Origin of the sequence: Alloalcanivorax xenomutans, from assembly GCF_032810065.1 — a bacterium.
Lineage (GTDB): Bacteria > Pseudomonadota > Gammaproteobacteria > Pseudomonadales > Alcanivoracaceae > Alloalcanivorax > Alloalcanivorax xenomutans.
The window spans coordinates 481,133-501,888 of the sequence record NZ_CP136538.1; the positions used below are offsets into that span (position 1 = coordinate 481,133).

Here is a 20,756-nt window from a genome sequence, read left to right on the forward strand (position 1 = left end):
TCTTCCCATGTTCAAAAAAACTTTGCTTGCCACTCTGGTGGCGTCCTCGTTACTGGCGGGATGCGGTAGCGACTCCGACAATGACCCGGCGCCCGCCAATCCGTCCTCCCTGGCGGACATCGTGCCGGCGGAGGGCGCGTTACTGCCATACTCGGTGCTGCGCTCCGATCTGATCGACGCCAGCGACCAGCAACCTTTCGAAGTACGTAACGGGGGGTTTGGTTCCGCCATGACCGCGGATCCGGAAGCGGACCGGCGTTTCTATGCGCTGACCGACCGTGGTCCCAACGCCACCTATACCGGCAATTATGGCAAGGGCAAGAAATTCCCCACGCCGGAATACACCCCGCGTATCGGCCATTTCGAAGTCACCGACGACGGTGAAGTGGTATTGCTGAACGAAATTCTGTTGAAACGTCCGGACGGAACCCTGATCACAGGCTTGCCCAACAGCGACGGTCTCGGCGGCACTGGTGAAACACCTTATAACTCCGACGGTTCGCCAATTCTGGTTGACCCCAGCTCGCCCTATGACGAAGAGAGCAACCCCCTGCGCCTGGATGATTATGGTCTGGACGGTGAAGGGCTGGTGGCGCTCAGTGACGGCACTTTCTGGGTCAGCGACGAGTATGGCCCGCACATGGTGCACTTCGATGCTGACGGCAAGGAGATTGAACGCATCAATCCGTTTGTCGCGGACTCACGCAACGCCCATGCGCTGCCGGCGGAGTTTGGCCACCGGCGCGCCAATCGCGGCATGGAAGGGCTGACGATTACTCCGGATGAGAAGACTCTGGTGGGTATCATGCAGTCCACCATGGATCTGCCCAGCAAGGATGTGCGGGCGCTGGATATCACCCGTATCGTTACCGTTGATCTGGAAAGCGGCCGGGTCGGCCAGTATCTCTACAAGCAGCAGAAAGCGCAGAACTCCAATTCGGAGTTGGCGGCGCTGAGCGAGAACCAGTTTCTGGTGCTGGAACGGGACGGCAAGTTTCTCTACGGCGGCCCCGACGGCGTTGACGCCGCGACTCCGGATGCCCAGAAGCATGTCTACCGTATCGATCTGACTACCGGCACCAACCTGGAAGATCTGGCGGTGGGCGGCGATCTGGTCCAGGACGACGCCTTGGGGTTGACCATCAACGGTGAGACCCTGGAGCAGGTGGTGATGAACCAGGGCTGGCAGGCATTGGCCGCGCATAACATCGTGCCGGTGGAAAAGAGCCTGGTGGTGGATATGGTGGCCCAGGTGAGCTATCCCCACGACAAGATGGAAGGGCTGTGGGTGATCGACAGTGAAACCCTGGGCGTACTCAACGACGATGATTTCGCCACCTGGTCCGTTGACGGCGAGCTGGTCCAGAAGCGCTTGGACAGCAACACCATCGACGGCAACCGGCTCTACGTAGTGCCGGCGGATCTGTCGGTGCAATAACCCTCCAGGCTTCCCCACTTGTCGCGGCCCTTGCACCGGAGGGCCGCGATGCTCATCCCATCAACGAGGAAACCCACGGCCAGATCCAGGGCAGGGCCAGGGCGGTCAGCAGGCCGGTCAGGCCCAGCGCCAGACCACCGAAGGCACCCGCCTTTTCGCTGAACTCGAAGGCGCGGGCGGTGCCGATGGCGTGGGCCACCAAGCCGAGGGCGAAGCCGCGGATGCGGTCATCCTCCACCCGCAACAGCCGGAATACCGGGCCGGCGGCCAGGGCGCCGACGATGCCAGTGATCGCCACCGCGCCGGCGGCCAGGGAAACATCCCCATTGGTGACCCTCGCCACCTCGATGGCGATAGGCGTGGTGATGGATTTGGGCGCCAGGGAGCCGACCACGGTTTCCGGCGCGCCCAGCCACCAGGCCAGGCCCACCGCCAGCCCGGAGGCCAGAGCCGCGCCGATCACCACGGTGATCAGCAATGGCCGCCAGACGCTGCGCACGGTATGCAGCTGACGATACAGTGGCCAGGCCAGGGCCACGGTGGCGGGACCGAGCAGGAAGGAAATCAGAGCGGTCTGCTCACGGTATTCCTCGTAAGGCACGCCCACCAGCGGCAGCACGATAATGACCGGAATGGCGGCGACGATGAACGGGTGAAACAGCGCCAGGCTGTTGGATTTGGCGTAGGCCCATTGGGCGAAACGGTAGCTGGCCAGCGTCAGCAGTAATCCGAACAAAGGGGTGTGCAGCAGCTCACCGAGCAGAGGAGTGTGCATCAACTCAGCCATGGTGCGAGTCTCCTCCACCGCTGCCATGGGAAGAGCGCCGCAGCAGCACCTTCAGCAGCAGAGTCACCAGTACCAGGGCGATCAGAGTGCCGAACACCACCGACACCGCCAGGGCCAGGGCATTGTCCTGGTAGCGGTGCCATTGCAGCACGATGCCGACGCCGAGAGGAAAGATCAGCAAGGTGATATGGCGAATCAGGGCCCCGGCGGCCTCGGAGACTTTATCCATCCCCGGTGCGCCCAGCATCAGCGCGAACAGCAGCAGGATCATGCCCACCACCGGTGCCGGCAGGGGCAGGCCGGTGAGGTGGATCAGCACCTCGCCAAGAAATTGAAACAACAACAGAATCAGCAGGCCATCAATCATCAGGATCTCCCGGAAGTCCCTACCTCTGGACAAAGCCCGGAATCACGGCGCTGCGGACCTGAAGTGGTGGAATGGGGGAATCGGCGGAACGGCCTGAATCAGGCCCGAAAGGCCCGCGTCGAGTGCCTCCCTGCAGCGTCGTGGCGCCTGGCCCGGAGGCATGAAGCCGGCGGCCAGCGAAAAGGGCCGCCGGCGACAACCGGTCAGGCGCGTAACGGACGGAACAATTGTACCAGGGCGAACAGCAACAGTCCGGTAAACACCACCAGCGACCAGCCGGGGATACTCAGGCCAAGAAAGGTCCAACTGATCTCGGCGCACTCGCCGGAGCCGGACAGCACCTGCGCCAGGACGTCATGGAGCGGGAACACGTCGAGCATGTAATCCAGGCCGGGACCGCAGCCGGGCACCTGATCCGGCGGCAGGCTTTGCAGCCATAGATGGCGGATGGCGATGCCGCCTCCCACCAGGGCGGCGAGAGCGGTGAGCACGGCATAGATACGCACGCCGATACCGCGCGGACCGTGCAGGAACGCCACCAGCAGAATGGCCATCGCCGCGAACACGGCGATGCGTTGGAAGATACACAGCGGGCAGGGCTCCAGGCCATCCACGTGCTGCAAATACAGGGCGCTGGCCATGGCGATAACGCAGGCCAGCAGGGCGAGCCCGTTAAGGGCCCGGGGCGAAGGCAGTTTGGACCACATCGATTTGATTCCTTTCCGGCTCAGGCGGGGCCTGGTTTATTTTTTCGAATCGCTGGCATGCTGATTCGCGAGCAAGCTTGCTCCCACAGCGGCTCTGTAGCCCCTCTCTGTGGGAAGCTGCCTTGGCAGCGAATACTGTCCACGGACCGCGATTCCCCCCCTTCAACTTCAGGGACATGATGGTATGGAGTGCGGGACGGACACAATGGTTCCCCGCGCCATTGCCGTCAGCCCTTGCAACCATCAGTCCTTGAAATAGGTCTCCAGATAGCTTTCGAAATCCATGTCGTCCGCCGCTTCCCAGGCGGCCTGTTCGGTCAGGCTGTGGCGAGCCAGCGTGGCCAGTTGCGCCTCGCGGTCGGCGTCCAGCGGCCGGGAGCGGAAGTGGTCCCTGTGGGCCAGAGCCTGGTTCATGGCGAACTGGAAGAAGGTCTGGTCGCGGCTTTCCAGCTTATCCATGATCTGCCCGGATGGCGTGGCGTCCGGTTCTTCCACCTTCAAGCGTTGACGCTTCAAGGCGTCGCAATAGTTGTTGCCGCCGTGACAGCGGTCGAACAATTCGGCGATCGGCACCATCTGGTCCAGCTTCTCCAGCGCCCACTGTTTCAGTGTCACGCTCTCACCCCAGTTATTCAGGGCCACGGAGGTGTCCCGGCCGTTGTAGACCACCTGGCGCAGGTTGTCCTTGCTGGCGTTCAGATCACAGCTTTCCAACTGCGGCGAGGTGCGCAGCAGGCAATAGGTGGCGAACAGGTCGAGGAAGCGGATTTCCTGCTGATTGATGCCCACCGGTTCGAACGGATTGAGATCCAGAGCGCGGATCTCGATGTACTCGACGCCGCGACGCTTGAGCGCCAGGGTGGGGCGCTCTCCTTTGTTGATGGTCCGTTTGGGCCGGATCGAGGAGTAGTACTCGTTTTCGATTTGCAGGATGTTGGCGTTGAGCTGTTGATAGTCGCCTTTGGCATCCAGTACGCCGATGGCGTCGTAGGCCGGTTCCGGTGTTTTGATGGCGTGGGTCAGCGTCTCCACGTATTCGTCGAGGTTGTTGTAGCTGATCGCCAGGGACGACTGGGCATTGTTCTGGTAGCCCAGATCGCTCATCCGCAGGCTGGTGGCATGGGGCCGGTAGAGACTGTGGTCGAAGCGCTCCAGCAGGTGGTGCTCGCGGCCGGCCAGGAACGACGCGCACAATGCCGGCGAAGCGCCGAACAGGTACACCAGCAGCCAGGAATAACGCTGGAAGTTACGGGTCAGATCGAAGTAGCGCCGGGAAATGAAATCCTGCAGCGGCTCCTCGCTGCCCTCCTGGGCCTGATGCAGTTGCCAGAATGATTCCGGGAAGGAAAAGTTGTAGTGAATGCCGGCGATGGTCTGCATTTTGCGGCCGTAGCGGTGGCCCAGACCGATGCGGTAGATGTGCTTCATGCGGCCCACATTGGAGCTGCCGTAGCGGGCCACCGGCACTTCGCTGTCCTCTTTCACCCGGCAGGGCATGGAATTGACCCACAGCAACTCGTCACCGATATGGCGGTAGGTGTAGCGGTGCAGTTGATCGAGAAATTCCAGCGGGCTGTGCAGATCGCTGCTGGCGGGCGTGATGAACTCCAGCAACGCTTCGGAGTAGTCGGTGGTGATGTAGGGATGGGTCAGGGCTGAGCCGAGCGCCTCGGGGTGGCCGGTTTGCGCCAGGTTGCCATCGGTGCTGATACGCAGGCTTTCTTTTTCGATGCCCCGGCGAATTCCCACCAGGGTGCTGGCGGCGTCGGAGTCCAGGAGGGCCTGAATGCGTTGACTGAGCAAGTCGGTCATGGGGCTGTCCCATTCTTGGGCGGTGATCGGGGCGGTGTCGGTCCGCCGCCCGTGTTGATGATCCTTTACCGGCGGCGTGCCGCCGCTTTGGCCGGCACGCTGCCCGCTGGCTGCTTGGCGGAAGGTTAGCCGCGCTTCTTCTGTTGCTCCAGAGCCTTGGCGAAAGCCGCTCCCAGAGCGCCTTGCGGTGCCGCCGCCGGTTTGTTGCCGCCGCCACGCTGACGCTGGCCCTGGCCGCCGCCACGCCGGCCCTTGCCCGCCGGTGCGCCCTGGCTTTGACCAGCCTGACGCTCCTGATGGCGATCGTCCATACGCATGGTCAGGCTGATGCGTTTGCGCGCCTGATCCACCTCCAGCACCTTCACTTTGACGATGTCGCCGGGGTTGACCACATCATGGGGATCCTCGACGAATTTGTCGGCCAGCGCCGACACGTGCACCAGACCGTCCTGATGCACGCCGATGTCGACGAAGGCGCCAAAGTTGGTGACGTTGGTCACCGCGCCTTCCAGGATCATGCCCGGCTTCAGGTCGGCCAGGGTTTCCACCCCTTCCTTGAACTCCGCCGCCTTGAATTCCGGTCGCGGGTCGCGGCCCGGTTTTTCCAGCTCTCCGAGGATGTCGGTAACGGTGGGCAGACCGAAATGCTCGTCGGTGAATTCGGCCGGTTTGACGCTCTTCAGAAACGGGATGTCGCCGATCAGATCCTTGATCGGGCGGTCGTGTTTCTTGGCGATCCGTTCCACCACCGGGTAGGCCTCCGGGTGCACGGCGGAACCATCCAGCGGGTTCTCACCGTTCATGACCCGCAGGAAGCCGGCGGCCTGTTCGAAGGTTTTTTCCCCAAGACGCGGCACCTGCTTAAGAGCGTCACGATTGTTGAAGGCGCCGTTCTTCTCGCGAAAGCTGACAATGTTGCCGGCGATGGTGCTGTTGAGGCCGGCGATGCGGGCCAGCAGCGGCGCGCTGGCGGTGTTCACGTCCACGCCGACGGCGTTCACGCAGTCTTCCACCACCGCATCCAGGGAGCGCGACAGCTTCACCTGGCTGACGTCGTGCTGGTACTGGCCGACGCCGATGGATTTCGGGTCGATCTTGACCAACTCCGCCAGCGGATCCTGCAGACGGCGGGCGATGGACACGGCACCGCGGAAGGACACATCCAGTTCCGGGAATTCCCGCGCCGCCAGCTCGGAGGCCGAGTACACCGAGGCGCCGGCCTCTGACACCATGATCTTCTGGATCTGCTGTTTGTCCTTGAGCGCCTTGACCAGTTCTCCGGCGAGCTTGTCGGTTTCGCGGCTGGCGGTGCCGTTGCCGATCGCCACCAGATCCACTTGATGCTTGATGCTCAGCTTGGTCAGCACCGCCAGGGACTGCGCCCACTGGTTCTTCGGCTGGTGCGGGAAAACCGTGGTGTGTTCCAGCAGCTTGCCGGTGGCGTCCACCACCACCACCTTGACCCCGGTACGCAGCCCCGGGTCCAGGCCCATGGTGGCTTTCGGGCCCGCCGGGGAGGCCATCAGCAGGCTCTTGAGGTTGCGGGCGAACACCTGGATCGCCTCTTCCTCGGCCAGTTCGCGCACGCGGCCGAGCAGTTCGGTTTCCAGGTGGGTGTTGAGTTTGATCTTCCAGGTCCAGCGCATCACTTCGCCGAGCCAGTTATCGGCGCCGCGGCCCTGATCACGCCAGCCGGCCACTTCGCGGACCATGGCCACGCAGGGATGGGGCTCGGCGTTTTCCAATTCTTCCGGCAGTACCATGGCGACGTGCAGCACGCCTTCGTTGCGGCCGCGAAACAAAGCCAGGGCACGGTGGCTGGGGATGCTCTTGAGGGCTTCCTGATGCTCGAAATAGTCGCGGAACTTGGCGCCCTCTTCTTCCTTGCCATCGGCCACCCTGGACTGGATCTGGGCCCGTTCCCAAAGGAAGGTGCGCATGCGGGTGAGCAGCTCGGCGTTTTCGGCGAAGCGCTCCATCAGGATCTGCTTGGCGCCGTCCAGGGCATCCTTGGCGGAAGCGATCTTGTGCTCCTCGTTGAGGTAGCCGGCGGCCTCGCTCTCCGGATCCAGGCCGGGGTCGTTCAGCAGGGCGTCCGCCAGCGGCTCCAGGCCGGCTTCGCGGGCCATTTGCGCGCGGGTGCGGCGCTTGGGCTTGTACGGCAGATACAGATCCTCGAGCCGGGTCTTGGTGTCCGCCTCGCGGATCGCCTTCTCCAGCTCCGGGGTCAGCTTCTCCTGCTCGTCGATGCTCTTGAGGATCGCTTCGCGGCGCTCCTCCAGCTCGCGCAGGTAGCGCAGTCGCTCTTCCAGGGTCCGCAACTGGGTGTCATCCAGCCCGCCGGTGGCCTCTTTCCGATAACGGGCGATAAACGGCACGGTGGCTCCTTCGTCCAGCAGGGCGACGGCGGCGGTCACCTGTTGCGGCTGGGCGTTGAGTTCCTGGGCGATGATCTGTTCGATGCTCTGCATGGGTATTCCTGGATTGCACGCTGATCCGCATCACGCCGGCGTTTCCGGCACGTATATAAGAAACGACCGGAATCATAGGGAATGACTCCGGCCGTTCATAGATTGACTTGCCCGGATGGCTGTGGTTATCGCCGCGGATCAGCGCAATACCCGGTCGATTTCCGCCAGTAGCTCCGCTTCCCTGGGAGGCTTGACGATGTAGCCGGAGGCGCCCTGGCGCTCGCCCCAGACTTTGTCGGTCTCCTGATCCTTGGTGGTCACCAGGATCACCGGAATGCCCCCCAGCTCCGCGTCCCGGGTAATCTTGCGGGTGGCCTGGAAACCATTCAGTTCCGGCATCACCACGTCCATCAGAATCAGGTCCGGGCGTTCGCTGCGCGCCCGTTCAATGCCCTCCACGCCGTTCACCGCGGTGATCACCTGATGCCCCTGCCCCTCAACGATCTTCGCCAGATTGGTGAGCTGGGTGGGTGAATCGTCCACCACCAGTATCTTGGCCATGCGTATTATCCCCCCTGAAAACGGCATTTTGACGAAATGATAGCAGCCCGTCCGGCAAAGGTAAGCTGATGAAAAACGTCAGCCGGGTGCCGTTTCCGGTCAGGCCGGAGGTCGGGATACCAGGTACCGACAGTAATCTTTATATACAATCTTAATCATCGTAAAACTTGCCCGCCGTCACAGTGACGGGTATGAGACGGGGGCATCTGGCAGTTAAAAACGATTCGGGAAGCCTCATGAGCGAACAAGTGGACAAGATTCTGGTGGTGGACGACGACGCCCGCCTGCGCGGCCTGCTGCAACGGTTCCTCGAGGAGCAGGGCTACGCGGTGAAAGCGGTGGCGGACGCCGAGCAGATGGATCGGGCCTTGTCCCGGGAGATCTACTCGCTGATGGTGCTGGACCTGATGCTGCCCGGTGAGGACGGCTTGTCGATCTGCCGGCGTCTGCGCGAGAGCGAGAACGACCTGCCGATCATCATGCTCACCGCCAAGGGCGATGACGCCGAACGCATCGAAGGGCTGGATGCAGGTGCCGACGATTATCTGCCCAAGCCGTTCAATCCGAAGGAACTGAGCGCCCGCATCCGCGCGGTGTTGCGCCGTCACGTGCGTGAAGTGCCGGGGGCGCCGAGCAAGGCGGAGGGCAGCGTGGACTTCGGGCCCTGGACGCTGGACCTGTCCAGCCGCACGCTGAGCCGCGACGGTGAGCCGCAGGCGCTGACCACCGGTGAGTTCGCCGTGCTCAAAGCGCTGATCCAGCATCAGCGGGAGCCGCTGACCCGGGATAAGCTGATGAGCCTGGCCCGGGGGCGTGAATGGTCCGCCATGGAGCGTTCCATTGACGTGCAGGTGTCGCGGTTGCGCCGCCTGTTGGAGGAGGATCCCTCCAAGCCCCGCTATATCCAGACCGTATGGGGCGTGGGTTATGTGTTCGTGCCGGACTGAAATAATTCGCTTGCAGCGGCCCGCCGCCCGGACCAAGCGCCTGCAGCGGCTTCGTGGCCCTTCGTGAACACCGCCCTGGCAGCGCGCTGGAATGAGAACCTATGCCCAAACTTTACCCCCGTACCGCCTTTTTCCGCGCTGCCCTGATCGTCGGGCTGGTGATCGGCTTGAGCCAGGCCATCACTCTGTGGTTTTTCGCCCGTAACGCCTATCTTCCGGGTATCCGCGAGTACGCCCGGCTTACCGCCCTGCAAGCGGAATTGATCTTCGAGGAGGGCGCCGACAGCGACTTTCTGGAAGAACGTCTGGGCGCCACCACCGGTATTGGCGTGGGGACACCCCCAAATCTGCGCGAGCCGGACAGCCTGTTGCTGACACGGCCGGTGGTGAATCAATTCGGTGATGAACTGGCGGAACTGCTGGACGAGCCTGTGATTGTCCGTCTGGAGGACGCCCGCCAACCGGTGCTGTGGGTCAACGCGCCGTCGTTCGAGGGCACCTGGCTGCGCGTGCCGATGGTGTTCTTCCGCGACTATGATCGTTACCTGCTATTGGGCTGGGGTGTCACCGTGCCGCTGTTGGCGGTGATCGGCGGCTTGCTGATTGCCCGCAGCCTGAACCGGCCGCTGCGCCGGCTGGCGCGGGTCGCCCTTAAAGTCGGCCGGGGGGAAGCGGTGCCGGTGCTGGACGACACCATCGGTCCCACCGAGATCCAGGCGGTGAACCGCGCCTTCAATCGCATGACCCGGGATCTGCAACAGGCGCAGCGTGACCGTGCGTTGCTGCTGGCGGGGGTGTCCCATGATTTGCGCACGCCGCTGACCCGGTTGCGGTTGTCCGCTGAGTTTCTCGATGACGAGGAGCTGTCCCAGGGCATCATCGCCGATATCGAGGACATGGACGCGATCCTCGAACAGTTCATTGCCTTCATTCGCGACGGCGCCGACGAGCAGCCTTCCTATGAAAGCCTCAACGCGCTGATCGAGGAAGTGTGCGGCAAATACCCGGCGGAGCAGCTCCGTGTCGCTCTGGCTGAGGTGCCGCGCCTGATGCTCAAGCGGCTCACCGCCAAGCGCATGCTCACCAATCTGATCACCAATGCGCTCAAATACGGCGCCGCGCCGGTGGAGATCCACACCATGGTGGATGACAACGCGGTGTTGCTGATTGTCCGCGACCATGGCCGGGGCGTGCGCGAGGAGGACATTCCCATGCTGTTGCAGCCATTCTCTCGCGGGGAGAAAGCGCGCACGCTCAGCGGCAGCGGCCTGGGCCTGGCCATCGTCAAGCGCATCGTCGACATGCACCACGGCCAGATGGCGCTGGACAACCACCCGGATGGCGGCTTGCAAGTGCGCATCCGCTTCCCGGTCACCGGCCAATTGGTACAGCCGGAGACACTCTCCGCCGGGGTGCGCTAGCGGTCGGGCGTGGCCGTGGCCCGCTCCACCGCCCGGCCGGCGAAGAACACCAGCAGGCCACCCAGGGCCAGAGCGGTGCCCACCAGCCCGGTGGTGGACCAGGGCAGGTCGCCGCGGGTGGCGACGCCGGCCAGCCAGGCGCCGAGGGCGTTGGCCAGGTTGAAGGCGGCATGATTGAGGGACGCGGCCATGGTCTGGCCGTCGCCGGCCACATCCATCAGCCGTGTCTGCAGCGCCGGACCGAGCGCCATGCTGGTGCCCACCAAGCCCACGAACAGCAATCCCCACCACATGGAATTGGCGGCAACGAAGAACAGGCCCTGGATCACCGCGCACCAGATCAGAATGCCGGGGATGGCCTTCATCAGATTGCCGTCGGCGGCACGGGCGCCGGCCAGGGTGCCGAGAATGGTGCCGATACCGAAGATGGCCAGCACCAGCGGGCCCAGGGATTCGTCCATACCGGCCTGTTCGGTGAGCGTGGGCATCACATAGCTGAACACCGCGAACATGCCGCCGAAGCCGATGCTGGCGATGCCCAGGGTGAACAACACCCGGTGCTTGAGCAGCGCGGACAGTTCACGCAGCGGGCTGGCGTGGGGATCCACCGGTTGCATCGGCACGAAAATCCGCACCATCAGCGCGGTGAGCAGAGCGATGGCGCCGACCCCGGCGAACGCCACCGGCCAGCCGAACTGATTGCCGGCCCAGGTGCCCAGAGGGGCGCCCAACAGGATCGCCACGGTCAGGCCGGTCATCACCCGGGCTACTGCTCTGGCCCGTTGATGAAACGGCACCGCCGAGGCGGCGACCAGAGCGGCGACGCCGAAATAGGCCCCGTGAGGCAGACCGGCGATGAACCGTAACGCCACGAAGGACCAGAAGCCGGGGGCCAGGGCGCTGGCCAGATTACCCACTGCGAACACCAGCATCAGTACGATCAACAAGGCGCGGCGTGGTACCCGGGCCGCCAGGGTGGAGATGATCGGCGCGCCCACCACCACCCCCATGGCATAGCTGCTGATGGCATAGCCCACATCCTGCGGATCCACCTGAAGATCCAGCGCGACCCGGTTGAGCAGGCCCATGATCACGAATTCCCCGGTGCCGATCCCAAAGCCCCCCAGCGCCAGGGCCAGTTCGGCGATACGGGGGTGTCGGGCCATGGCGGCCTTGGGTTGCTGGACGGACATGCGCGCTCCTCGCTGCCGCGGCAAACAAAAAGCCGCCGGAGAAGCCGGCGGCCGGGAATGAGGTATGGGAAGACGCCTATTTTGACAGATTGGTTCCTAAACAAAAGAAAAGATTTTGTTTAGGACGCTGATGGGCGGCGGGCGCCACTTCTTTCCGATTGTTTACGGCTCTGTGACGTGGCGGTAAAAGCGTTATGCTGGAACCTGCCCGTGATCAGGAGAACAACGATGACTGAAGACAAACGCCGCCGTTATTCCGCGCCGGTGGTGGACGGTATTGCCAAGGCGCCGAGTCGGGCCATGTTGCGTGCCACCGGGTTTACCGACGAAGATTTCCAGAAACCGCAGGTCGGCATCGCCTCCACCTGGAGCCGGGTGACGCCCTGCAACATGCATATCGACGGGCTCGCCCGCGAGGCCGGCGAGGGCGCCGACGCCGCCGGCGGCAAGAGCGTGATCTTCAACACCATCACCATTTCCGATGGCATCGCCAATGGCACCGAGGGCATGAAGTATTCCCTGGTTTCCCGTGAGGTGATCGCCGACTCCATTGAAACCGTGGCCGGTTGCGAAGGCTTCGACGGGCTGGTGGCCATTGGCGGTTGCGACAAGAACATGCCCGGTTGTCTGATGGGGCTGGCACGGCTTAACCGGCCGTCGGTGTTCGTTTATGGCGGCACCATCAAGCCCGGCCCCGGGCATACGGACCTGATTTCCGTGTTCGAGGCGGTGGGGGCCTACACCAAGGGCGACAAGCGCCTGATCGAGGTGGAGCAGGTGGAAAAAGTGGCGGTGCCCGGCCCGGGTTCCTGTGGCGGCATGTACACCGCCAACACCATGGCCAGCGCCATCGAGGCACTGGGTATGAGCCTGCCGGGCAGCTCTGCGCAGAACGCGGAATCCGAGGACAAGCTGGCCGACTGCCGGGCGGCCGGGGCCGCCGTGCTGGATCTGCTGGAACGGGACATCAAGCCCAGCGATATTCTGACCCGGGAAGCGTTCGAGAACGCCATCACCGTGGTCATCGCCCTGGCCGGCTCCACCAATGCCGTGCTCCATCTGATGGCCATGGCCCATACCATTGGCGTGCCGTTGAGCCTGGAAGACTTCACCCGCATCGGTAAAAGGGTGCCGGTGCTGGCGGACGTGCGCCCCAGCGGGCATTACCTGATGAGTGAACTGGTGGCCATTGGCGGCATTCAGCCACTGATGAAAACACTGCTGGAGGAAGGCTTGCTGCACGGCGATTGCCTGACCGTCACCGGTCGTACGCTGGCGGAGAATCTGGCCAAGGTGGCGCCTTATCCCGACGAGCAGAACATCATCCGCGCGCTGGATAACCCGATCAAGAAAGACAGCCATCTGCGTATTCTCTACGGCAACCTGGCGCCGACCGGCGCGGTGGCCAAGATCACCGGCCATGAGGGCACCCACTTCAGTGGCAAGGCACGGGTGTTTTCCTCCGAGGAAGACGCCACCGTCGGCATCATGGAAGGTGCCGTGGTGGCCGGCGACGTGGTGGTGATCCGCTACGAAGGCCCGCGCGGCGGTCCGGGCATGCGTGAAATGCTGACACCCACTTCTGCGATCATGGGACGTGGTCTGGGCAAGGACGTGGCGCTGATCACCGATGGCCGTTTTTCCGGTGGCAGCCACGGCTTCGTGGTGGGCCACATTACTCCCGAGGCGCAGGAAGGCGGTCCCATCGCCTTGGTGGAGGACGGTGACGAAATCGTCATCGACGCGGAGAGCAACACCATCACCCTGAAGGTTTCCGAGCAGACGATGATCGAACGCCATGCCCGCTGGCAGGCACCGGCACCCCGCTATACCCGCGGGGTGCTGGCCAAGTACGCCCGCACCGTGGGGTCGGCCTCCCTGGGAGCGGTGACCGACGGCGATTAACGTTCCGACATGCCCGCGAATGGTGGACACCGGTGGTCCTTGCCATGAAAGGAAGGGCCACGTTGTTTTCTCAATCCGGCGCGCGCCGGAACCCCACGCCGAAGCGGTTGAGCATGTTGATCACGCCGATCACATAAGTGAGATCGGTGCATTCCTTCTCGGTGAACTGATCCGCAAGCGCCTGGTAAAGCGCCTCGTCGTCGTGGCCGGCGTCGCTGAGGCGGGTCAGGTGATCGGTCCAGGCCAGGGCGGCCCTTTCCCGCTGGCTGAACCAGGGCGCTTCGTGCCAGCCTGGCAGAGTATCCAGCACTTCGTCGGGAATGCCCCGGTTACGGGCATCCGCCGCGTGCATGGACATACAGAACAGGCAGCCGTTGATCTGCGAAGCGCGCAGTTTCACCAGCTCCACCAGGCGCTGTTCCAGACCGGTGGCATCGATGACTTTTTGCGTGGCGAACACCGCCTTCATGGTGTCCGGTGAGGCGCTGTAGAAATCGAAGCGGGCTTTCATCTTTATCTCCTTCAACAAGAAAGTTATTCCGGCTCGTGACGGAAGCCAACGTTGAACCGGTTCCACATGTTGATGACGCCGATGGCGTAGGTCAGATCGGTGCGTTCTTTTTCGCTGAAGTGGGCGGCCAACTGGTCGTATTCCGCCTCGTCGTCACGATGGCCTTCGCCGAGGCGAGTGAGGCATTCGGTCCAGGCCAGAGCGGCCCGTTCCCGTTCACTGAACCAGGGGGCTTCACGCCAGCCGGACACGGTATCGAGGACTTCATTGGGCACGCCGGCGGCGCGGGCATCCCGGGCATGCATGTGGAGACAGAAGGCGCAGCCGTTGATCTGCGACGCTCGTATCTTGATCAGTTCCAACAGACGGTGATCCAGGCCGGTGTTCTCGATCACTTCCGAGGTACCGAGCATGGCTTTCATGGTGTCCGGCGAAGCGGTGAAGAAGTTGATACGGGCTTTCATGGTTGCTCCTGTTAAACAAGCGGGCCTGTTGAACAGGCCAGGTGGCAAAGAGGTTGAAAAGCCGGTTCAGATTAGGGCTGAATTGGAAGGCCTGGCAGATCCAATTTGAATGATTTTGGGAGACCAATTTGCAAATCCATCTACCGCTGAATGGCACCGGCACGGTACCCCAGCGGCTCTACCGCGACCTGCGTTCGGCTCTGGCGGAGGGGCGTCTGACCCCCGGCGAGCGGTTGCCGCCCAGCCGCGCGCTGGCGGCGGAGCTGGGTATCGCCCGGCAGGCGGTGGTGGATACCTATGAGCGTTTGGTCGCCGAGGGCTTCTTTGAAGCGCGCCGGGGGGCCGGAACCTTTGTCCGCCGGCTGCCGCCGGTGGTGGACGGCGAATCGGCGGAACCGGGAGTAGGTCCGGGCCGCCACTGGCGTCCGTTATCCGTGTGGGGGGACCGGGAGGCGCCGAGGCGCTATAACTTCGCTGGGGGCGTGACTGATCGGCGCCTGCTGCCAATGACGGATTGGCGCCGGGCGGTGATGCGTGCACTACGTGAGGAAGCCCAGGACCGCACTCTGCAGGGTGAGTGCCAGGGGTACATCGGTTTGCGCGAAGGCATCTCCCATTATCTGGGCTACAGCCGCGGTTTACCGTGCGCGGCGGGCGAGGTGATGGTCACTCAGGGCGCCATGCAGGGGATGGATTTGCTGTCCCGGGTGCGCATCGAGCCGGGAGCGGTGGTGGCGGTGGAGGAGCCGGGCTATCCACCGGCGCGCTGGGTGTTTGAGTCCCATGGCGCGCGCGTGGTGGGAGTACCGGTGGATGAGCAGGGGCTGTGCGTGGATCAGGTGCCGGAGTCGGCCTCGATGATCTATGTGACGCCATCCCACCAGTTTCCCCTGGGTATGCCGATGACCCTGGAACGGCGGCTGCAACTGCTGGACTTCGTTCACGGCCGTGACGTGTTGATCGTGGAGGACGATTACGATGGTGAGTTCCGCTTCGATGGCCGATCCCTGGAAGCGCTCAAGAGTCTGGACCGGCACCAGCAGGTAGCGTATCTCGGCTCGTTCTCCAAAGTGCTGCACGCGGATCTGAGACTCGGCTATATGATCATGCCGAAGGGGCTGCAACCGGCGCTGCGCCAGGCCAAGAGCCTGACCGACGGGCGTGCCCCCAATCTGATGCAAAAAGCCCTGGCCAATCTGATCCAGGAGGGCGCTTTCGCCCGGCACTTGCGCCGCATGCAGAGGCTCTATCAGCGGCGCAGGCAACGGCTGCTGGCGGCGCTGGCGCAGCGGCCGGATCTGTGGGAGTGTCTGCCGCAGGTGGCCGGCATTCATCTGGCGCTGGCATTCCGGCAATCGGTGGACAAGCTGGAAGCCCGATTGCTAGGGGCCGGCATCAACGCGGAAGATCTGAGCGACTTTCACGCTTCGTCCGAAGGGACGAAGGGACTGCTGATCGGCTTCGGTATGATTGATGATGAGGACATTGAGGTCGGTGTACGCGCGCTGGCGCGGGCCTTATCGGCGTAGAGATCCTCAACAGGCTCTCAGGCTTTGGGGCGCCGTAGCCCGCGGATCAAGGAGAATAATGAATGACCTATCTTCGCTTCCGTCAGTTGTGTTTGGTGGCCCGCCAGTTGGAACCGGTGGTGGAGGATCTGGCCGAGGTTTTCGGCATCCAGGTTTGTCATCGGGATCCGGCGGTGCGGGCGTTCGGTCTGCACAATGCGCTGCTGCCGGTGGGCAATACCTTCATCGAGGTGGTGGCGCCGGTTCGCGAGGACACCACCGCCGGCCGCTTCCTGCAACGCCGGGGCGGTGACAGCGGTTACATGGTGATTCTCGATACCGATGATGTGGACCGCTGGGGCCCCCATGTGGATGCGCAGGGCGTGCGGGTGGCGGCTTTTCTCGGCCACGGTGACTATCGGGGCATGCAGCTGCACCCCAAGGATCTTGGTGGCACTTTGCTGGAAATCAATCACACCCGTTACGGTGAATCTCTGGACGGTCCCTATAACCCGGCGGGGCCGGACTGGCAGAGTTTCGTTAACACCGACCGGGTGGAACGCATGGTCGGTGTGGAGTTGCAGGGCGAAGAGCCGGAGGCCATGGCGAGCCGTTGGGGAAGCCTGTTGCGCCGCCCCCTGGAGAATAGTGGAGAAAGCGGTGGCGGCGGTCATCAGGTGACGCTGGATAACGCCTATCTGCATTTCGTCGCCGATCGGGATGGACGTGGTGAAGGGCTGAGTGGCGTGGATATTCTGGTGAATGACCTGGAGGCGATCAAGGAGCGTGCTCTTGAACGGGGCCTGCCGGTGGATCAAAGCCAGGTCAGCATTGGTGGCGTCCGTTTCCACCTGGTCCATTCCGAAGCCTTGAACTGACCGGTTGGCGCGAGGCCGGGATCCAGGGCGGCGTTCAATCCGGCTCCACCCGCAGCAGTTGCCCGTCATTGCTGTCGGTGAGCAAATACAGGTAACCCTCCGGGCCCTGGCGCACATCGCGGATACGTTGCTCGCGCTGCCGCAGATAACGCACTTCCTGCTTCGGTGTCTCACCCTCGAATCGCACCCGGTTCAGATGCGTCAGTTTAAGCGCGCCGGATAACGCATCGCCCCGCCATTGCGGATACCGGTCGCCCCCGACGAAAGCGAAACCGGAAGGGGCAATGGAGGGTACCCAATAATGCAGTGGTTGGGCCAAGCCTTCCTGGTGGGTCTCGCCGATGGCGGGGCCGTAATATTCGCGGCCGTAGGTGATTTCCGGCCAGCCGTAGTTCACTCCCGGTTTCACCGCGTTGATTTCATCGCCGCCGCGCGGGCCATGCTCGTTGAGCCAGGGCTGGCGGGTGTCGGGGTGTAACGCCAGGCCCTGGGGGTTTCGATGCCCCCAACTCCAGATTTCCGCGCGGCCGTTGCCGCCGTTGGCGAACGGATTACCGCTGGCGGCGGCGCCGTCCTGATCCAGACGCAACACACTGCCCGCGTGATCGCCGGTGTCCTGGGCCCGCTGCCGTTGTCCCCGGTCGCCGATGGTGAGAAACAGATGGCCGTCGTCATCGAACAGCAGCCGTCCGCCAAAGTGCTGGCCGGTATCACTGCAGGCGTCGGCCACCAACACATCGCGGAAGCCATGTAGTTCGCCGTCACGATATTCACCGTGGCCCACCGCGGTGGTGGCGCCGCCGTCACAGGCTTTGGCGTAGCTCAGATACAGCCGCCGGTTATCCTCGAAGCGGGGGTGAGGCAGCACATCGAACAGGCCGCCCTGGCCCCGGGCCACCACGGCGGGAACACCGGGAACCGGTTCTTCCACCAGTACACCATCATGGAAACGGCGCAGGGTACCGCCCCTTTCGGTAATCAGAACCTCGCCTCCGGGCAGAAAGGCCAGGGACCAGGGATGCTCAAGCCCTTCAGCGAGAACGGTGACGGTGAGTGGTGGCCCGTTTTCCGGGGTAATGGGGGAGGTGGCGTCGGCGCAGCCGCTCAACAGAGCAACGAGGGGAAGCGCCAAGCAAGAGCGGAGCAGCATGACGGAGAGTCCTGGCTGAAAGGCCCGGTCAGCTTAGCGGGATGGAGGGCGGCAAAAAAGTGCCGGTGTCGCGGTCCGTGAACCGCTGCCGCCCTGGAGTTTCGGACATGAATTCAGAGATCGCTACAAGGACGCCGTGGGAGCTTGTCCTGCAAGCGAATCCTTGGGAAACGAGCCGCTTGCGGCGGCCCGCCGCCCTGACCAAGTTCTTACAACGCCTTACTTGCCGCCGCGCACATGAGCCATAAACTCGGCCATGCCGGCTTTGCGTTCCTCGTCCACCTGGCGCGCGCTGTCTCTTTGGTTGAGTTGATCAAGCAGCGCCTTGCTGCCGGGGATCTCCGCCAGCAGGTCCAGATCAAATAGCTTGCCGGCGATACCGGCGGCCAGATCCAGACTGTAGAGCAGGACGGCGTCGGCGGCGGTAAGTTGGGCGCCGGCCACGAACGGATCGAACTTCGCCACCCGCTTCAGGGCGGCGGCGCCTTTGATCAGCGCGTCCCGTGTCTGTTGCTTGGTTTCGTCGCTGACCTTGCCGCCGAAGAACACCTCCGGATAGCAGCGGCGGGCCGGCAGTTCGATATACAACTCGATCAGCTTGGCCAACTCCTTGACCTGGGCGCGCTGGAACGGATCGGCGGGATACAGCGCCGGGCCCTCGCCGGTTTCATCGATGTATTCCAGGATCACGTTGGTTTCGGCGAGAAAGCCCTGGTCGGTTTCCAGCACCGGCACCTTGCCCATGGGGCTGATGTCGAGAAAGGAGGCTTCCTGGGACGGGTAGTCGTTGACCTGCTCGAAGGCCATGCCTTTTTCCAGCAGCGCGAACTTCACCATGTTGACGTAGTTGCTGGCACTGAAGCCATGCAGTTTGAGCATTGTTGTTCTCCTGAACAGTCCGTTTTTATAGCGCGGTCAGGCCACCGTCCACCGACAGTTGATGACCGGTGACGAAAGAGGACGCGTCCGACAGCAACCACTGAACCGCCTGCGCCACTTCCGTTGCTTCACCGACACGGCCCATGGGATGCAGCGCCGCGTGCAGGCGCCGTTGCTGTTCGGCGTCGATGCCGTCGTCGCGCTCCACCTGAGAGATGGCACGCTCCATCATGGCGGTACGGATGATGCCTGGACAGACCGCGTTGACGCGAATGTTCTGACGGGCGTATTCCGCCGCCACGCTCTTGGTCAATCCCACCACCGCGTGTTTGCTGGCGGCGTAGGCGGCGCGCTTGGGAGCGCCCACCAGGCCGGCGATGGACGCGGTATTGACGATGCTGCCACCGTCACCCTGTTTGGCCATGGCGGCGATCTGGTATTTCATGCACAGCCACACGCCTTTGACATTGATATCGATGATGCGGTCGAACAGGCTCTCTTCCACGGCCACGATCTTGGCGTTTTCTTCCTCCACGCCGGCGTTGTTGAAAGCGCCATCCAGACGTTCATAGGCCTCCAGCGTGGCCTGCACCAGGGCGGACACCTGATCCGCGCGGGTGACATCCACGGCCATGGCTCTGGCGGTGCCGCCGGCTTCGCGGATGGCGGCGGCGGTGGACTCCACCGCGTGTGCGTCGATATCGGACAGCATCAATCGTGCTCCCGCCGCGCCCAGGCTTTCCGCCGTGACCCGGCCGATACCGCCGCCGGCACCGGTGATCAGAATGACCTTGCCGGCCAGTTGTTCATCCCGCATCTGTCGTGTCTCCGTTGAGGTTCGCTCTCTACTGTAGCGGATTCCGGTGGAAAACCCGCATGTCGAAAGCGGCAGGAAGACGGCGACAGGCGACCTGAGGGGGTCAGGACGGGATGGGTACCATCAAGGCCTCGCCGACCGCGAACGGTGTTTCATCGGTGTCGGCCAGATCCCCCAACTCGGCATTCACGAACACCTGCCGACGGCCGGCCTTGAGCACCCGGGCACGTACCACGAAAGTCTCCGCCACCGCCGGTCTCAGGCAGCGCACGGAAAATTGTGAAGCGGTGACGTTGCCGACTTGTGACGCGGCGGCGAAGCCGCAGGCGGTATCGATCAGACCGCCAATCAGAGCGGCATGCAAAAAACCACTGTATTGGGCGAACTCGTCGCGCCATCTCAAGTGCAGCTCCGCCTCACCGGATTCGATTCGGTATACCTCGAGATTGAGCCAGTTATTGAAGGGCGCCAGACGGGAAAGGTCGCGGATGCGTTCCAGTATCTCTGGGGTGTCGCTCATGCTGAGGTCTCCGCTGAAGGGCGCGGTGCCAACGCCTTGAAGACGGCGGTGGCGCGGGCGCACAGGGTATCGTCCGCCCATACCTGGGCGGCGGCGAAGTTCAGGGAAGGTCCGGTCCGGGTGGCCTCGGCGCGGATTTCCACCCACTGGCCGAGGCGGGCGCTGCCCAGGAAATCCAGCGTCATGCTCACCGTGACGAGGCCGGAAATACCTCCCAGCCGGTCGGCGCAACTGAGCCCCATGGCGTTGTCCGCCAGTGCTGAGATCAGGCCGCCATGAACAAAGCCCCGGCTGTTGGCATGGGGCTGGTCGGCGCGGATGGCGAGGCTGAGCCCGTGATCATGATGGCGGATGAAAATCGGCTCCCAGGGCGCGGTGAGCCCGCTGGCGCGGCGGTGCCGCTGATAACCAGCGGGAACGGCGAGGTCGGACATGACAGGTCTCCAATTATTTTTAATTAGACCAGTCTATATAATTTTG

The 20,756-nt window shown here is 63.3% G+C and carries 20 protein-coding genes; 6 read left to right on the top strand and 14 right to left on the bottom strand.

Annotated elements, in window-relative coordinates; genetic code table 11:
* The first annotated feature begins 7 nt into the window (after positions 1–7).
* Entirely contained in the window at positions 8–1,438 is a 1,431-nt protein-coding gene (locus RYH70_RS02385) for an esterase-like activity of phytase family protein (RefSeq protein ID WP_317009735.1), read from the top strand.
* Between the two features lie 52 nt (positions 1,439–1,490).
* Here RYH70_RS02385 and RYH70_RS02390 read toward each other — a convergent pair whose 3' ends face one another.
* The 6 genes from RYH70_RS02390 to RYH70_RS02415 form a co-directional block, all read right to left on the bottom strand.
* Positions 1,491–2,225 carry an LrgB family protein gene (locus tag RYH70_RS02390; protein ID WP_022996848.1) on the bottom strand — a complete coding sequence of 245 codons (735 nt, stop codon included), beginning with the start codon at positions 2,223–2,225 and terminating at the stop codon, positions 1,491–1,493.
* Entirely contained in the window at positions 2,218–2,592 is a 375-nt protein-coding gene (locus RYH70_RS02395) for a CidA/LrgA family protein (protein WP_022996847.1), read from the bottom strand. The genes RYH70_RS02390 and RYH70_RS02395 overlap by 8 nt, the downstream gene beginning before the upstream one ends.
* Before the next feature lie 203 nt (positions 2,593–2,795).
* Positions 2,796–3,299: a disulfide bond formation protein B gene (locus RYH70_RS02400; RefSeq protein WP_022996846.1), complete on the bottom strand. Its 504-nt coding sequence runs from the start codon at positions 3,297–3,299 to the stop codon at positions 2,796–2,798.
* Positions 3,300–3,542: 243 nt separating this feature from the next.
* Positions 3,543–5,111, bottom strand: a complete 1,569-nt coding sequence (gene gshA, locus RYH70_RS02405; RefSeq protein WP_080530334.1) for a glutamate--cysteine ligase — start codon at positions 5,109–5,111, stop codon at positions 3,543–3,545.
* A 125-nt stretch (positions 5,112–5,236) separates the two neighbouring features.
* On the bottom strand, positions 5,237–7,582 hold the full coding sequence (locus RYH70_RS02410; RefSeq protein ID WP_317009736.1) for a Tex family protein: 2,346 nt from the start codon (positions 7,580–7,582) through the stop codon (positions 5,237–5,239).
* Between the two features lie 138 nt (positions 7,583–7,720).
* Positions 7,721–8,083 carry a response regulator gene (locus RYH70_RS02415; RefSeq protein WP_014992868.1) on the bottom strand — a complete coding sequence of 121 codons (363 nt, stop codon included), beginning with the start codon at positions 8,081–8,083 and terminating at the stop codon, positions 7,721–7,723.
* A 236-nt stretch (positions 8,084–8,319) separates the two neighbouring features.
* On the opposite strand from RYH70_RS02415, the gene ompR reads away from it, so the two are divergent.
* Entirely contained in the window at positions 8,320–9,030 is a 711-nt protein-coding gene (ompR, locus tag RYH70_RS02420) for an osmolarity response regulator transcription factor OmpR (RefSeq protein WP_022996843.1), read from the top strand.
* A 101-nt stretch (positions 9,031–9,131) separates the two neighbouring features.
* Positions 9,132–10,451: an ATP-binding protein gene (locus RYH70_RS02425; RefSeq protein ID WP_317009737.1), complete on the top strand. Its 1,320-nt coding sequence runs from the start codon at positions 9,132–9,134 to the stop codon at positions 10,449–10,451.
* Here RYH70_RS02425 and RYH70_RS02430 read toward each other — a convergent pair.
* Positions 10,448–11,644 (bottom strand): MFS transporter, encoded by a 1,197-nt coding sequence (locus tag RYH70_RS02430; RefSeq protein ID WP_022996841.1) that lies wholly within the window; start codon positions 11,642–11,644, stop codon positions 10,448–10,450. The two genes, RYH70_RS02425 and RYH70_RS02430, sit on opposite strands and share 4 nt — an antisense overlap.
* Before the next feature lie 228 nt (positions 11,645–11,872).
* Here RYH70_RS02430 and ilvD point away from each other — a divergent pair, with 228 nt between their 5' ends.
* Positions 11,873–13,549: a dihydroxy-acid dehydratase gene (ilvD, locus tag RYH70_RS02435; protein ID WP_022996840.1), complete on the top strand. Its 1,677-nt coding sequence runs from the start codon at positions 11,873–11,875 to the stop codon at positions 13,547–13,549.
* 70 nt (positions 13,550–13,619) lie between these two features.
* On the opposite strand, the gene RYH70_RS02440 is transcribed toward ilvD, so the two are convergent.
* Positions 13,620–14,060 (bottom strand): carboxymuconolactone decarboxylase family protein, encoded by a 441-nt coding sequence (locus RYH70_RS02440; RefSeq protein ID WP_022996839.1) that lies wholly within the window; start codon positions 14,058–14,060, stop codon positions 13,620–13,622.
* Between the two features lie 23 nt (positions 14,061–14,083).
* Entirely contained in the window at positions 14,084–14,524 is a 441-nt protein-coding gene (locus tag RYH70_RS02445) for a carboxymuconolactone decarboxylase family protein (protein ID WP_022996838.1), read from the bottom strand.
* Between the two features lie 128 nt (positions 14,525–14,652).
* On the opposite strand from RYH70_RS02445, the gene pdxR reads away from it, so the two are divergent.
* Together pdxR and RYH70_RS02455 are read left to right on the top strand one after the other, a co-directional pair.
* The gene (gene pdxR, locus RYH70_RS02450) at positions 14,653–16,053 is read left to right on the top strand and encodes a MocR-like pyridoxine biosynthesis transcription factor PdxR (protein WP_022996837.1); all 1,401 of its coding nucleotides are present in this window, start codon (positions 14,653–14,655) and stop codon (positions 16,051–16,053) included.
* A 62-nt stretch (positions 16,054–16,115) separates the two neighbouring features.
* Positions 16,116–16,910, top strand: a complete 795-nt coding sequence (locus RYH70_RS02455; RefSeq protein ID WP_022996836.1) for a VOC family protein — start codon at positions 16,116–16,118, stop codon at positions 16,908–16,910.
* 34 nt (positions 16,911–16,944) lie between these two features.
* On the opposite strand, the gene RYH70_RS02460 is transcribed toward RYH70_RS02455, so the two are convergent.
* From RYH70_RS02460 to RYH70_RS02480, 5 genes are all read right to left on the bottom strand, one after another.
* On the bottom strand, positions 16,945–18,060 hold the full coding sequence (locus RYH70_RS02460; protein WP_055099341.1) for a PQQ-dependent sugar dehydrogenase: 1,116 nt from the start codon (positions 18,058–18,060) through the stop codon (positions 16,945–16,947).
* A 219-nt stretch (positions 18,061–18,279) separates the two neighbouring features.
* The gene (locus RYH70_RS02465) at positions 18,280–18,939 is read right to left on the bottom strand and encodes a glutathione S-transferase family protein (RefSeq protein WP_026948467.1); all 660 of its coding nucleotides are present in this window, start codon (positions 18,937–18,939) and stop codon (positions 18,280–18,282) included.
* 25 nt (positions 18,940–18,964) lie between these two features.
* Positions 18,965–19,756 (bottom strand): glucose 1-dehydrogenase, encoded by a 792-nt coding sequence (locus tag RYH70_RS02470; RefSeq protein WP_014992881.1) that lies wholly within the window; start codon positions 19,754–19,756, stop codon positions 18,965–18,967.
* 103 nt (positions 19,757–19,859) lie between these two features.
* The gene (locus RYH70_RS02475; RefSeq protein ID WP_284455204.1) at positions 19,860–20,276 is read right to left on the bottom strand and encodes a PaaI family thioesterase; all 417 of its coding nucleotides are present in this window, start codon (positions 20,274–20,276) and stop codon (positions 19,860–19,862) included.
* Entirely contained in the window at positions 20,273–20,710 is a 438-nt protein-coding gene (locus RYH70_RS02480) for a PaaI family thioesterase (RefSeq protein WP_014992883.1), read from the bottom strand. The genes RYH70_RS02475 and RYH70_RS02480 overlap by 4 nt, the downstream gene beginning before the upstream one ends.
* Between the last annotated feature and the right edge of the window lie 46 nt (positions 20,711–20,756).

Excerpts from the sequence above, each read along its gene's own strand:
- RYH70_RS02445 (WP_022996838.1), bottom strand. The coding sequence starts at position 14,524 with ATGAAAGCCCGTATCAACTTCTTCACCGCTTCGCCGGACACCATGAAA.
- RYH70_RS02460 (WP_055099341.1), bottom strand. The coding sequence starts at position 18,060 with ATGCTGCTCCGCTCTTGCTTGGCGCTTCCCCTCGTTGCTCTGTTGAGC.
- RYH70_RS02440 (WP_022996839.1), bottom strand. The coding sequence starts at position 14,060 with ATGAAAGCCCGCTTCGATTTCTACAGCGCCTCACCGGACACCATGAAG.
- RYH70_RS02425 (WP_317009737.1), top strand. The coding sequence starts at position 9,132 with ATGCCCAAACTTTACCCCCGTACCGCCTTTTTCCGCGCTGCCCTGATC.
- RYH70_RS02415 (WP_014992868.1), bottom strand. The coding sequence starts at position 8,083 with ATGGCCAAGATACTGGTGGTGGACGATTCACCCACCCAGCTCACCAAT.
- RYH70_RS02455 (WP_022996836.1), top strand. The coding sequence starts at position 16,116 with ATGACCTATCTTCGCTTCCGTCAGTTGTGTTTGGTGGCCCGCCAGTTG.
- RYH70_RS02385 (WP_317009735.1), top strand. The coding sequence starts at position 8 with ATGTTCAAAAAAACTTTGCTTGCCACTCTGGTGGCGTCCTCGTTACTG.
- RYH70_RS02395 (WP_022996847.1), bottom strand. The coding sequence starts at position 2,592 with ATGATTGATGGCCTGCTGATTCTGTTGTTGTTTCAATTTCTTGGCGAG.
- RYH70_RS02410 (WP_317009736.1), bottom strand. The coding sequence starts at position 7,582 with ATGCAGAGCATCGAACAGATCATCGCCCAGGAACTCAACGCCCAGCCG.
- gshA (WP_080530334.1), bottom strand. The coding sequence starts at position 5,111 with ATGACCGACTTGCTCAGTCAACGCATTCAGGCCCTCCTGGACTCCGAC.
- RYH70_RS02480 (WP_014992883.1), bottom strand. The coding sequence starts at position 20,710 with ATGTCCGACCTCGCCGTTCCCGCTGGTTATCAGCGGCACCGCCGCGCC.
- ompR (WP_022996843.1), top strand. The coding sequence starts at position 8,320 with ATGAGCGAACAAGTGGACAAGATTCTGGTGGTGGACGACGACGCCCGC.
- RYH70_RS02400 (WP_022996846.1), bottom strand. The coding sequence starts at position 3,299 with ATGTGGTCCAAACTGCCTTCGCCCCGGGCCCTTAACGGGCTCGCCCTG.
- RYH70_RS02390 (WP_022996848.1), bottom strand. The coding sequence starts at position 2,225 with ATGGCTGAGTTGATGCACACTCCTCTGCTCGGTGAGCTGCTGCACACC.
- RYH70_RS02430 (WP_022996841.1), bottom strand. The coding sequence starts at position 11,644 with ATGTCCGTCCAGCAACCCAAGGCCGCCATGGCCCGACACCCCCGTATC.
- RYH70_RS02470 (WP_014992881.1), bottom strand. The coding sequence starts at position 19,756 with ATGCGGGATGAACAACTGGCCGGCAAGGTCATTCTGATCACCGGTGCC.
- ilvD (WP_022996840.1), top strand. The coding sequence starts at position 11,873 with ATGACTGAAGACAAACGCCGCCGTTATTCCGCGCCGGTGGTGGACGGT.
- RYH70_RS02475 (WP_284455204.1), bottom strand. The coding sequence starts at position 20,276 with ATGAGCGACACCCCAGAGATACTGGAACGCATCCGCGACCTTTCCCGT.
- RYH70_RS02465 (WP_026948467.1), bottom strand. The coding sequence starts at position 18,939 with ATGCTCAAACTGCATGGCTTCAGTGCCAGCAACTACGTCAACATGGTG.